Below are 13,584 nucleotides of genomic sequence, written 5' to 3'. Positions count from 1 at the left end.
AGGTGATTCTTTGAGTGGTAGACATGTCGGCCGCGTAGCCGGTCCGGCGATCCGGCTACGCGGCCAATGTTCCGGTGTGCCGATTTACTGCGGCTTTTGGGCTATCACCCGTACTGGTCCCAGGAGGCCGGCGGGGAGGAGGGGGGAGGTGGCCTGGTAGAACGGCATGGTGGTGAAGGTGATCTTGTTGGTAACGTCTGGCTGGGCGTCGCCGATGAGGCGGTTAACCCAGGGGTTTGTTACCCGCACCTGCACCGTGTTTTTGCCGGGTTTCAGCGCACCGGTGATGTCGATGCGGAACGGCTTTTTCCAGACAATGCCCCGGCTCTGTCCGTTCACGATCACCTCGGCAAGATTCTTCACCGACCCCAAATCAAGCACGTAGGCGCTGAATTTGGCTACAAACGGCATCGTAAAGGTGTTGTCGTAGGTGGCGGTGCCGGAGAAATACTTGATCCCTGCGTCGGGGCTGTTGGTTAGCGATGTCAGCGCGGGCATGGCGGTTTGGGCGGGCGCACCCCGGCCCGGCTGGAAGGTGACGGTCCAGTTGCCACCCACCTGCGTCACCGTCGATTCGGTCACGGCGGGTTTAGCGTAGGTGAGCGCGGTCGTTTTTTCGCCGAAGACAATGAAGTAAGCATCCCAGGGGGCAAACCGCAACGGAATAATGGTGCGGCCCCCGCTCATCTGGTACGACACCCGCTCGGTCTTGCCCGTTTGGGGGTTCCACAGCATCGGTACGCGCCCCGCCACCCGGAAGCTCACCTCGGCGGCGTTGGTGGTGTCGCTGCGGCTGTTGAGCCAATAAATGTCCCCCTCGGTGGTCTGGCGGTGGACGTAGAGCACCTCGGCGCGATTTTTCGAGACGATCACGTCTTTGGCAATACCCATGCCGCTCAGTAAGGCGTCGATGGGTTTGTCAGATACGTTCGGGCTGCTCCAGATTTCGTCGGCGATGATAGTGAACTGGGCGGCGTCATCACCCAGGCTGGGCGACTGCTGGGGGCGGGTGCCGGTGAGTTTCATGCCCGCTTTCACCAGGTCGCGCAGCTTTTTCAGCACGGGCAGGGTCATGTAACGAACGTTGGGATCAATCACCAGCAGGCTGTACCGCTGACCGCTGGGGGCTACGATCTTGCCGTTGTCAACCTGGATTACATCGCGCAGGGTGGTGGCGTTAACGAAGTCATATTCGTAGCCTGCGGGCACGGCGGGCAGTTTTTCGGTGCAGAGCGAGGTGATATTCTGGTTTTCGCCGTAGTAATACAGCACGTCTACCACGGCCTTGCCCTGTTGCAGCAAATAGCAACTCCGGCCCAGGTAATCGACCCAGGGTTTGGCCTGCTCAGCCCAGGTTTCCTGCCGCCCAAAATACTGCCCGAACGGCCCTAGCGAGAAGCCGGGTTTCTTGTCGTCGAGGGGCTGATGCACCGACGTGTGCACCACAAACCGGTTCAGGCCCGACGCCATTTCCAGGTCGGCGGTGCGCTTGAGTTTTTCGGGGTGGAAGCTAAACGCGTTGCCAATGGACGTCATCGACTCCGCCGCCACCAGGTTTTGGCCGTAGATATGCGCCACCGACGCCGACTCGCGGATGTCGGCGCGGCTGCGTACTTCTTCGTCATTGCCACCACCCAGGCTCCCCGGCGTCCACATGGCCGACATCGGAATATCGGCGTGGCGTTTCACGTCCATACCGTCGGCCAGGTAGATGCGCCTGTTCTCGTGCGACTCGGTGTAGCGTTTCATGCCCCGCGCGTGGAGGGCATCGCCGATGACGTCGTAGTGGTTGTCGGCAATCAGTTCACCAATGGTTTTGCGGAAGTCCCAGAGGAATTTTTCGCTGGCGTCGAGGCTCTGCACCACCCGGCCCGTGAGCACCGGAATCCAGGGTTTGAGGTCGTAGCCGCGCCGTTTCAGAAACTCGTCGGGCATGGCTTTGGTCCAGGTCATATGGCCCGCCTCGTAGCTGTCGAGGATCATGTATTGCAGCCCTTTTGCCCCCATCTGGCCTCCGGTGGCGTCTTTATACATGTCTAGGTACGTCTCGATGTACTTCTTCACGGCTACTTTATCCAGCTTATCGACCTCCAGGCCGGTGGCTTCGGGCGAGGCAGGGTGGTTCTGCCGACCCGTGAGCGAGTAGCCCAGCCGCACCACCATCCATTCGCCGGGCGGGGCGGTCCAGGTTAGGGTGCCGTCGGCGCTCAGGCGACTGGTCAGGTCCAATACGTCGGCGGGGGCGATGGCGTCGGTGGGTTCGTCACTTTTGGGCAGGGCTTCTTCTTTCCAGGGCGTAAAGCCTGCTTTGTCTTCAAACTGATCCACGCGGTCGGCGGTGTGCAGTACCAACTCGGCCACGTTCACGCCCACGGGTTTACCGGCTTCGGGTTTAGCCCCGGCCATGATGGCAAACACGCTCACCTCCGGGGCCAGCGTAGTGAAATTGATCCGAAAAAACCGGGCCGTAGTGGCGGGAATACGCACGGTATTCTGCGGCACAATACTGCCCGATACGGTGGCTACCTGCCGGAACGTTACGCCATCGTCGCTCACGCTAAACGAACGGTTGGCGGGTCCGCCGTTGAAATCTTCCAGGGCACTATGGCTGGCTCCGGCAAGCGAAAAGGCCCTCACCGTCAGCGGACTATCAAATTCATACTGAATCCACATCGGCTGCCCTACCTCCATGGGGGGCAGGTACCGGGCATTGGACAGATCACCGTCGGTCAGTTCCTGTAGGCTAAACGTCCCCCCGCTCGACGTGATTTTGGGCGCGAGTTGGGTGAGCACCCGGTCGGTAGCGGGCAGGCGGTAGGCCACCACCAGGGCATCCTGGTAGTAGGTGGGCAGTTCGCCCGTATCACCGCCGAGCATACTTGTTTTGGGCAGGCCCACCTGCTGAAATTTGCCTGTAGTAGCCTGTGGCTGAGGTAGTTTACCGGCAAACGGTTGACCGCCCGCTACCCGCGTTTCGGTCCAGACGTACTTCTTCATGGCGTCCTGCGGCTGCACCCACGGCCCACCCGTCACGCTCCACCCCGGCGACCCGGCAATGGCCATTTCGAGTTGTAGCTTCTGGGCCAGGTCGGTGGTGAAGCGGAAGGCGTCTTTCCATTCGGGGGTCATGAACACCAGCTTTTTGGGCACCACCTGCGGGGTAAACAGGCTGGCGTCGAAGTTCTGAAACCCGCCAATACCCACCCGACTCATCCATTGCAGGTCTTTCTGGATGCCGTCTTTGGTGACGTTGCCGTTCATCCAGTGCCACCACACGCGGGGCTTAGCGGCGTTGGGCGGGGTCTGAAAATTCTGTTGCAGGACGGTAGGCTGGGCTATGGTCAGCGCCGGTATCAGGAGTAAGGGCAGGAATAACTGCTTCATAAGTAGGAAAGGGATTATGGGAATAGGGGGTCATCATATGCATCCCTCAATGATACGCAGCCCGCGACCTATTTTGGCTTTTTACCGGAAAATACTAGACAAATCTGCCCAATTTTCTGCTGGCGGAAGCGGAACAAACCGGCAAGTACTATGCAGAATCCGGCAATTATCGCTACGCACTCATCCATGTCGCCCACTCGGCGCTTTCTTCCCGTTCCAGCAGCACCAGCCCGGCTTCGTCGTAGGTCATGCGCAGGCCAACGAAGGCCAGGTGGTCGTTGAGCAGGTCGTCGAGGGGGGTGGTGCCGGTAATGCAGGTGTCGAAATACCAGTCGAGGGGATCACCGGCTACGTCGGCCACGACGGCGCGGTAGTCGGCATAGGCATAGCCGATAAACGGTTTGCCAAATTGCACCCAAAGCTGCCGCATTACATCGTCGAGGGAGCGGGCGTGAGCCGTTTGGCGGCGGAGGTGCAGATCCAGAATGAGCGACACGATGGCGCCTTTGTGGTAAACTGATACTTTGCGGTCAGGTACGCCCTTCACGTAGCCGTCGAGCCAGAGATCGTACGACGATTCGGTGAGCGACAGCGCGGCGTGGTTAGCCTGCTCAAAATGGCGTTTCAGCACCACCAACAGCTCTTTTAGGTACGCCTCATCGTCGAAAACTCCAGCGCGGCGCAGCATCAGGTCGCCGTAGTAAGTGGTGATGCCCTCGGCCACGAAGCAGGTGGTGAAGTAGTTTTCGCGGGTGAAATCGTAGGGCAGCAACTCGGCGGGGCGGATGCGGCAGATGTTCCAGGTATGAAACAGTTCGTGCGAAGCCACGCCTAGCAGGTCGACATACAGGCCTTCGCCTTCGGTATCTGGCCCCAATATGAGGAGGGTGCTGTTGCGGTGTTCTACGCCGTGGTAATAGGCCACGGGCAAAACGACGGTGAGAAAATGGTAGTCGGCGGGTGGGAATTCGCCAAAAAGCCGGATCTGCGCTTCCGTAAACCGGGCAAAATCGTGGGCCATGCGGGCGGCGTTAAACGCGCCGGGCCAGTTCTGAATCCAGATGGTCATGGGCACCCCCGCCACATCATAATGCACCGCCCACACCGACCCCGACGCAATAAACGGACTATCGACCAACGCGTAATAGTCACTGGCAGTCAGCGTATTGTGTCCATTTGTCGGCAGTCCGCAGGCAACTTGCCAGCGGTCAGGAATGGTCAGCACCAGGGTGCAGGGTTCGTGCAAACGGCCTTCGGCATACACGCAGAGGTTCACCGGGTTCACGCTCCAGAACCGCTCGTCGGCATAGCTGCTGCCCGCGTCGAGTTTATGGTCGCCCGCCAACAGGCCGAAGTAATTGTAACGTGCCTCGATAGCCGTGGCTCCCGCCGTCTGCACCCGCCACCGGTCTTTGGTCACCTTCCGAACGGGCAACGGCTTACCCTCCTGATCCACCACGCCAAACGCCCGAATATTTTTGGCGAAATGCTGCAATTCATACCGCCCCGGCCGCCACGCAGGCAACTGCAAATCGAGCGTATCGCCCGCCACGTCCTCAACCCGACAGGTAACATCGAAGGAAGAGTCGGCAAGGGCAGTGAGGGTGTAGTGCATGAGGTAGGTTGCAAGTTCAAGGTCTAACGTCTAAAGTTCAAGCGCCCCTGATTAAAGTTGTTTCGCACATATGTCACTGAAGCGCGAAGCAACTTTAATCAGGGGCGCTTGAACTTTGGACGTTAGACCTTGAACTCTTTTTCAGTCCATGTCAATATAATACGGTTCTTCGGCCATCTCTTCGCGGGCGGCTTCGGCGGCGATTTGGTCATTGCCCAACTCGGTGACGTCGGCCTGGGCTTCGCGGATACGCTGTACAAAAACGCCCGCTACCGTTAGGGCCAGAGCACCCGAAACCCCCGCCAGAGTGCTGTTTCGGCCATATTGCTTGGCGGCCACGCCCGTGAAGCCCGCCACAAATGGCAGCAGGTAGTAGGGGTCGTTTAGCTTTTTCGACACGGCCAGACCAATACCGCCCAGAATGCTCAGCAGCCCCACGGCATAGGGTTCGGCTCGTTTGGGACTGACGCGGTAGCCCGCCTCGATGAGCAGGTTGGTAGTGGCCACGCCCGTGGCTACGGTGATCCAGCCCGCGTAGATGCCCACCGTGCGCTGAAAGGTGCGTTCGGGTTCGGCCACTTCGGTTTTGCCCACTTCCAGGGCGTGGTGCAGGGCCAGCACCGTAGGCAACTGCGCCACCGTGATGGCATTGGCCGCTACCCGCGCCGACTTTTCACCCCGCGAGAAGAACACGCCAAACAGGGCGTTGAGCAAATAGTTAACCACCAGCCAGGGGGCGGCTTTTTCGTAGCGCGGATTATCTACCTGCGACGGCAGCGCCTGATGCACCGCCAGGCCCAGGGTGCCGGTGTAGATGACCGGCCAGACGGCGGCGAAGGTACCGTTGGCGGGCGTGGCCAGGTTAGCGTCGAGTTCGCCTTTGAAGGCGGGCACCACATCGGTGCGTTTCTTACGGTTGCGGGGACCAGCGAAGAAGTACGTGCCCACAATGCTACTTACCACTAGGGCAGCCGTGGCGATGCGGCTCATTTTTACGTTTTCCATGACATAGCCGCCGAAGCGGAGGTTGAGTTCGTCAGTACGCTAACGTAACCCACCTCAGGCTGGCAATGTTGGGAATCAGCAATTCCCTTCCTTCCGCCCTCCCTTTCCTCCTTTCCTCCCTTCTCCTTATCTTCCGGCTTTGTTACCGATCGTCTACCCTCCGCTCATGCTTTCACCGTATCATCGTCTCTGTACCTTTCTCTTGCTGGCGCTAGGCCCAATGGCCGCCCCGGCCCTGGCCCAATCCGACAACGCCGCCTTCTGGGAAAACCCGAAAATCAGCAGCCAGCATACCGAGCCACCCCACGCCACTATCTGGCCCTACACCACTGAACAACAGGCCATTGCCGCCGACCGGAGTGCGTCGACCATGATGAAGTCGCTTAATGGCACCTGGAAATTCAAGTGGCTGAAGACACCGAAACTGGTGCAATCCAGCTTTTCAGACCCCGCCCTGAACGACGCCGACTGGGATAATTTGCCCGTGCCATCGAACTGGCAGGTGGTGGGTGCCCGCGAAGGCCGCGCCTACGACCGGCCTATTTTCACCAACATCAAACACCCGTTTCCGGCCAACCCGCCCCTGATTCAGGCCGACACCAACGCCGTGGGTCTCTACCGAACCAAGTTCACGGTGCCGGCTAACTGGTCTGACCGGGAGACGTTTATTCACTTTGCGGGGGTGCAATCTACCTGCCGGGTGTTTCTCAATGGCAAGTACATCGGTTACCACGAAGACAGCATGACCCCTGCCGAGTTCCGGCTAACGGAAGCCCTACGCCCCGGCGAAAACGTGCTGGCCGTAGAGGTCATCAACTGGTCGGATGCGAGTTATCTGGAAGACCAGGATTTCTGGCGCATTTCGGGCATTTTCCGCGACGTCACGCTGCTCAACAAGCCACGCGTACACCTGCGCGACATGCAGGTGGCCACCGATATGGAAGACCCCACCTACCGCAATGCCACGCTGAAACTGACCACCTACGTGCGCAACCTGACGGGGTCGAATATGCCCGCCTACATCGTGAAGGCCACCCTCTACGACCCACAGCAGAAAGTGGTCTACACCGCCAACCTGTCGTCGGCCACGGCCGTGGGGTCAGACCAGGAGAGCCTGATTCGGGTAAATCAGTACCTCAACAACGTGCAGCTATGGTCGGCGGAGACCCCGAATCTGTACACGCTGACCCTGCAACTGATGGGCATGGACGGCGTGGTGCAGGAGGCCGTGAGCCAGAGGGTAGGCTTCCGGGAAATGGAAATGCGCAACGGGCTACTGCTGGTCAATGGGCAGGCGGTGACGTTCAAGGGCGTGAACCGCCACGAGTTCGACCCTAACACGGGTCGGGTCATCAGCCGCGAAAGCATGGTGAAAGACATCAAGCTGATGAAGCAATACAACATTAACGCTGTGCGCACCAGCCACTACCCCAACGTAACGGACTGGTATGACCTCTGCGACGAATATGGCCTCTACGTGATCGACGAGGCCAATATCGAAAGCCATGAACTGTGGTACAAAGGCTATGACCTGGCCGAACGGCCCGAATGGCGCGACGCTTTTGTGGCGCGAGGCCGGGCCATGGTTGAGCGCGACAAGAACCACCCGTCTATCATTATATGGTCGTTGGGCAACGAAACCAGCATGGGCAAAAACTTTACCGACATGGCCAGCATCATGCGGCAGGTAGACCCCACCCGCCCCATTCACTACGAAGGCCGCAAGCCCTACACGCAGAGCACCCTATCGAGCTTCGACATCATTTCGACCATGTATCCGTCTGCGGAAGAGATGGTCAGGCTGATGGAAAAAGACCCTACCCGGCCGGTGATCCTCTGCGAATATGCCCACGCTATGGGCAACAGCGTAGGCAACCTGAAAGACTATTGGAACGCCATTGACAAATACCCGCGCCTTCAGGGTGGGTTTATCTGGGACTGGGTAGATCAGGGATTGATTTTGCGCGACAAAAAAGGCAAGTTCTACACCGACCATATCAACTACATCGACGGGGCCAACGCCTGCGACGGCCTGGTAAACCCCGACCGGTCGCCTCAGCCGGAGCTTAACGAAGTGAAACGGGCTTACAGTTACGTGAAGTTTGCCCTACCCGCACCGCTGTCGGCCACCGAAACGAAGGTAAACATTCGTAATACGTATGATTTTCAAGGGCTTGATAACCTGAAGCTGGTTTGTAAACTAATGCGCAACGGCGAGGTCGTGAGCACCGGCACAGTGGCTACGCTGGCGGCCAAACCCGGTCAGGGCGTGCAGGTGACCGTACCCTATGTTATTCCGGCTGCACGGGAGGCGGGCAGCGAGTACTTCCTGGTGCTCAGCCTGCAACTGAAACAGGATACGCCCTGGGCACTCGCCGGACATGAAGTAGCCGCCGAACAGTTTCCTATCCAGACCGACACGCCCATGCCGCCGGTGGTGGGTGTGGGGCGTATTCCGCAGTTGAAGTATGTGCCCACACCCAACGGCGTAGCCCTGCGCGGAGCCGATTTCGGCATCGTGTTCAGCAAGGCCGTGGGGGGCATCAGCCAGTGGCTCTACAAAGAGAAAAACCTCATGAGCAGCCAAACCGCCGGGGGTATTCTGCAACCCAGCTTCTGGCGCGTACCCACCGACAATGACGAAGGCGGTGGCGACAAAGCCTACGCCGCCCGCTGGCGTAAAGCCGGTCTGGACCGCCCCATGGTGTCGCCGGTAGACATGCAGGTCGAGCGGCTCATGCCAGCTGGTTCGCCCGCGGGTCCGCAGCGGGTTCGGGTTACCTGCGTCAACGACGTCATCATGAAAGGCGGCACCATTCGTCAGCGAACCGAATACATGGTCTATGGCACCGGCGACGTGATCGTGTCGACCACCTGCACCGCTCCCGCCAGCGCAACGTTGCCGCCCGTGGCCCGCGTGGGCACCCAGCTAACCCTGCCCGCCAGCATGAGCCTGCTTACCTGGTATGGTCGTGGACCGTTCGAGAGCTACCAGGACCGGAAAGAAGCCGCTTTTGTGGGGCAGTATACCGGCAAGGTGGCCGACCAGTATTTTCCGTATACCATGGCCCAGGAAAACGGCAACAAAACCGACGTGCGCTGGGCCTACCTGGCCGAGGCGGGCAACACCACGGGCCTGCTGGTGGTGGCCGAACCCTTTAGCGGCTCGGCGCTCCTGAACATCAACGCCCGCGACTACACCGACGCAGCGCTGATGGCCGCCAAAAACCCCCATGCCCAAACCGTAGAGCACGGCAACACCACGCTGCTTAACATCGACTACGGGCAAATGGGCCTTGGCGGTGACGACAGCTGGACACCCCGCACCCACGCCGAATACCTCCTCCCCGCTACCCGCACCTATACCTATTCCTTCCGCCTCCGCCCCACCGACGCCCGCACCGACCGCAAAGAGGTGGTGAGCCTGGTATTACCACGATGATATGACCTTCTCCGAATACCGCCAACACGATGCCCTGGGGCTGGCTGAGCTGGTCCGCAAGGGCGATACTACGCCGGGTGAACTGCTCGACCTGGCCATTGCCCGCGCCGAGGCCGTCAACCCCGAACTGAACGCCATCGTGACGCCCCTCTACGAGCAGGGCCACCGGATGCTGGACCAACTACCCGCCGACGCCCCGTTTCGGGGGGTGCCGTTTTTGCTGAAAGACCTGGAGCTTGAATGGGCCGGTACACCCATGAAATCGGGCAACCGGGGCTATGCGGGCCATATTTCAGCTACTGACAGCTATGCCGTGGCGCGCTACAAAGGGGCCGGGCTGGTGTTTTTCGGCAAAACCAACACCCCCGAATTTGGCCTTACGCCCTATACCGAGTCGGAGTTGTACGGCCCGGCGCGCAACCCCTGGAACCCGGCCTACTCGCCGGGGGGCAGCAGCGGAGGGGCGGCGGTGGCCGTGGCGGCGGGCATTGTACCGGCCGCGTCGGGTTCCGACGGGGGTGGCAGCATCCGTATTCCGGCCTCGTGTTGCGGGCTGTTTGGGCTGATGCCTTCGCGGGGGCGTGCCTCGCTGGGGCCAGGTTTTGGCGAAATGTGGCAGGGCGCGGTGCGTAGCCACGTGCTCTCGCGCACGGTGCGCGATAGTGCCGCCCTGCTCGACGTTTCGGCGGGCATGGCCCCCGGCGACCCCTACACGCTGGGTCCAACTGCCGACACGTTTTTGAGTCAGGTAGGCAAAGACCCCGGCAAGCTGCGCATTGCCCTCACCACGCAGCACCCCTTTCCGGGCCAGCAAACCCACGCCGAATGCGTACTGGCGGTGCAGAAAACGGCCAAACTACTCGAAAGCCTGGGTCATACCGTTGAGGAAATTGCTCTGCCTTATGACCAAACGGCGCTGAGCGAGGTGTTCCTGACCATGGTGCTGAGCGAAACAGGCGCGACCATCCGCGAGCTAAGCGACTACCTGAAACGCCCCGCCCGCCGCGACGATATGGAACTGAACACCTGGGCCTTGTCGCGCATTTCAGAAGCCTACACCGCCGTCGATAATTCGTACCAGAAACGGCGCTGGAACGCGCTTACAAGGCAGATGGGCAACCTCCACGAACGCTTCGACTTGCTACTTACGCCCACCATGTCGCGCCCACCCATCCGCATTGGTGAACTGCAAAACTCGGCGGCCGAAACCCGCACCATGAAGATGGTCGATGCGCTGGGTGGCCTGCGTTTTCTGAAAGGCAGCAAGCAGATTGACCAGCTGGCCGAAAAGTCATTTGGCTACATTCCCTACACGCCCATTGCCAACATGACCGGCCAGCCGTCTATGTCGGTGCCGCTCCACGTCTCTGCCAACGGCCTGCCCGTAGGCTCCATGTTCACCGCCGCACTGGGTAATGAGAACCTGTTGTTTCGGGTGGCCGCGCAGTTGGAAGAAAGCTTTACAGCTATCAGTGACCAATGACCGCCAAAAACTACTTTTCCAGCACCAGCATGCCATTGACCACGTAGCTACCCTGCTGCGTAGTGAGGCTATAGACGGTGGTGGTATACCGGCCGGTGGTGCCCGTACTAATCACGCGGTGGGATTGCAGTCGGCCATTTTCATAGCGGTAGACGGTTTCGCCGAGGACCACCTCGCCGAGGGCTTTGCGGCCGCTGGCGGTCAGCACGGGGTGATTATCGGTAGCTTCGAGCAGGCTGGGTGGGGTGAGCTGAGCCGTGCGGCTGGCGCTAAGTTCGGCTTCCGGAACGGTCCAGATGCCTATCAGGCCAAACTGCCCTTTGTGCCGCTGAACGCCCGTTACCTGGGCAGGCACTACCGCGTGAGAAGTTGATTCGTAAGCCATAATAGTCTCACCAATAGCTACTTGTGCTATAGGCTTGCTACTACCGTCGGCCAAAAGTACCGGGGCTTCGGCGCTGAAACAGAAGTTATATTCTTCTTTTTTCTTGCCGCCCTCGTCAATTTTAGCGCTACCACCACCCAGCAGCGTGGCCATTTCGCGGCTGAGCGCAAACGTCATGGCAGACATTAGGCCCGGCTCTTTTTCACCCACATATTTGAGGTCGTCGAGGTAGGCGTCCCACGCTTTGCGGTCGGCACCCACGCCGGGCACGACAAATGATTTCGACTCGCCGGTTTTGCCGTTCTGGTACAGGGCCAGCAGACCCAGTTCTTTGGTGTCGGCGGCGCTGTAGATTTTGTACAGATATACCTTCCGCGTGATACCGTCGCTGTAGGTGAATACGTAAGGAGGCCGGTCTTCATAGCGCTCCAAAATATACCCCCCAGATTTGAAGTAGGTGTCTTTGTCTGCGTTGGCAATTTTGATGGCTTTCACGGCCGTGGCCTGTTCGGCGGTTAGCGTACCTGCCGTGGCCTGCGCCATTGCTCGGTGCGAAAAGAAATTGGTAAATAGGGCCACGCCCAGCAGGAAGAGGTACGAAAGTGATTTCATGGAATGAAGTTTTTTGTTTTTATCCCACCCGTTTATGGATGGCTTCGACGGTGCGGCGGGCGGAGGTGAGTGCCCCGGCCATCCAGGCCGTCAGGTACGTGGTATGTTCGCCGGCGAAGTAAACGGGGCCGTCGGGTTCGAGCAGGGCGGGGTAATATTTGCGGCGGGTGGCGTCGTCGTACGTAGCCCAGCCGCCTTCCGAATGGGGAATGCGGTGCCACGCCAGCGAAAACGCGTTCTCAAATTCAGTAGCGTATTGCGGGTGAATCTGCTTACCCTGAGTAAGCGCTAATTGCTGCCGTTCGGCTATGGGAAGTGCCCCTACGGCCTCGGCACGGCCATAGAAGTTGTAATAGCCGATAAGCACACCCTTGGGTTTCATGAAGCCAAACGAAGGATACCAGATCTGGTTGATGTCCATGTTGGTGCGCGAGATGCCACCGTAGATACCATCGTCTTCCTCCCAGAACCGCCGCTTAAACTGCAACCCGATCTTGCCCGTTTTGATGTATGGCACAAAATCAGCCGCCCGTTTCACCGTGCCTGATATGTCGGATTCAATGTTTTTGAGTACCGGCAGGGGCAGCGTACAGACGCAAAATTCGGCCTGAATTTCGGCGGGTTTGTCCCCTTTCTGATACACCATCCGTACGCCGTTTTCAGTTTTGCGCAGTTCGGTGACGCGGGCATTAAACTGGATTTTGCCCGGCAGCCGGGCTTCAAATGCCTTCGGAATGGCGTCCATACCGCCCACAGGCTGCATCAGCGTGGTTTGCTGTTCGTAGATATAGTCGCCCACGTTGTAGAAAACGGGCTGCATAAACCCCGACCGCAGCAGGTCGGTGAGGCCGTAGGGGTCAACTGCTTCGCCGGGGGTGGGACCTGCGCCGGGCTGCGTTTTGTAGCCGCGCCGGTTGGTGCCTTTGTAGAGGTGGGCCGTATTGAGGTCACCCTCGTTTTTGAGAAAATCGACCAGCTTCTCCACGTCTTCTTTCGTCAGGTCCTGATCTAACTGCCCCTGATCCAGCGCTTTAGCAAGTAGCTCGGTGGTATAGCCGCGCATGTCGTTGTGGTACTCTCTGATCCGCATTCGCCGATTAGCCAGCGGCCCCGCCGAAGGTGATGCCACTCCCCCACTCGTGCCCGCCGATGCCGTCAGGCCCGAAGCCGACTGGTGGTTGTAGAGGTAAGCGGCCTCGTTGTTGCCGTTGAAGATTTCCAGTGGAATACCCAGCTCACGGCAGTATTGCAACGTAAGCTGATGATGGTGCGGAATGCGGGCTGCCCCGGCGTTGAAGTAGTTGCCTGGATCGAATTGACTGGTCTGCGGCGTCCCCCCGATCTCGGTCTCTGACGTGCCGCCCCGGATGGTCCACACGCGGCCCCCGGAACGGTTTCGGGCTTCGAGAATGGTGCAGTCGTAGCCGAGTTTGTCCAGCTCGTAGGCCGTAGCCAGACCCGCCAGACCCGCCCCCAGGATCACCACCCGCCGACCCTTTCCATCACCCGCAAAGCCATTGGCAGGCAGACTAAATGCCGCCGCCGGAGCCGCAGGCAGCAGCCCCCAGGCCTGTAAACCGGCATAACCAGCTGAGGTCTTGTTGATAAAATCGCGTCGAGTCATATGAAGAGGGAGGAAAGGGAGAAGGGAGGAAAGG

General features: G+C 59.5%; 7 protein-coding genes. 2 read left to right on the top strand and 5 right to left on the bottom strand.

Going from position 1 to position 13,584, the window contains the following annotated elements:
• Positions 1 to 84 precede the first annotated feature (84 nt).
• The 3 genes from J2I48_RS24650 to J2I48_RS24640 all read right to left on the bottom strand — a co-directional run bounded on the left by J2I48_RS24650 (position 85) and on the right by J2I48_RS24640 (position 6,004).
• Entirely contained in the window at positions 85 to 3,384 is a 3,300-nt protein-coding gene (locus J2I48_RS24650) for a glycosyl hydrolase (RefSeq protein ID WP_207338185.1), read from the bottom strand.
• Positions 3,385 to 3,556: 172 nt separating this feature from the next.
• Positions 3,557 to 4,999, bottom strand: coding sequence for a M61 family metallopeptidase (locus J2I48_RS24645; RefSeq protein WP_207338184.1), 1,443 nt, complete (start codon positions 4,997 to 4,999; stop codon positions 3,557 to 3,559).
• A 141-nt stretch (positions 5,000 to 5,140) separates the two neighbouring features.
• A complete protein-coding gene (locus J2I48_RS24640; protein ID WP_207338183.1) occupies positions 5,141 to 6,004 on the bottom strand; it encodes a TspO-related membrane protein in 864 nt (287 codons plus the stop codon).
• A 166-nt stretch (positions 6,005 to 6,170) separates the two neighbouring features.
• Here J2I48_RS24640 and lacZ point away from each other — a divergent pair, with 166 nt between their 5' ends.
• Both lacZ and J2I48_RS24630 read left to right on the top strand, forming a co-directional pair.
• Positions 6,171 to 9,446, top strand: coding sequence for a beta-galactosidase, LacZ type (gene lacZ, locus J2I48_RS24635; protein WP_207338182.1), 3,276 nt, complete (start codon positions 6,171 to 6,173; stop codon positions 9,444 to 9,446).
• Between the two features lies 1 nt (position 9,447).
• Entirely contained in the window at positions 9,448 to 10,929 is a 1,482-nt protein-coding gene (locus J2I48_RS24630; protein ID WP_207338181.1) for an amidase, read from the top strand.
• Positions 10,930 to 10,939: 10 nt separating this feature from the next.
• On the opposite strand, the gene J2I48_RS24625 is transcribed toward J2I48_RS24630, so the two are convergent.
• Together J2I48_RS24625 and J2I48_RS24620 are read right to left on the bottom strand one after the other, a co-directional pair.
• Complete coding sequence (locus J2I48_RS24625; protein ID WP_207338180.1) at positions 10,940 to 11,926, bottom strand: Hint domain-containing protein; 987 nt, start codon at positions 11,924 to 11,926, stop codon at positions 10,940 to 10,942.
• Between the two features lie 19 nt (positions 11,927 to 11,945).
• The gene (locus J2I48_RS24620; RefSeq protein WP_207338179.1) at positions 11,946 to 13,550 is read right to left on the bottom strand and encodes a flavin monoamine oxidase family protein; all 1,605 of its coding nucleotides are present in this window, start codon (positions 13,548 to 13,550) and stop codon (positions 11,946 to 11,948) included.
• Positions 13,551 to 13,584: the final 34 nt, after the last annotated feature.

The sequence above is a fragment of the Fibrella aquatilis genome, from assembly GCF_017353255.1.
GTDB classification, from domain to species: domain Bacteria; phylum Bacteroidota; class Bacteroidia; order Cytophagales; family Spirosomataceae; genus Fibrella; species Fibrella aquatilis.
This window is presented reverse-complemented; position numbering and strand designations above follow the sequence as displayed.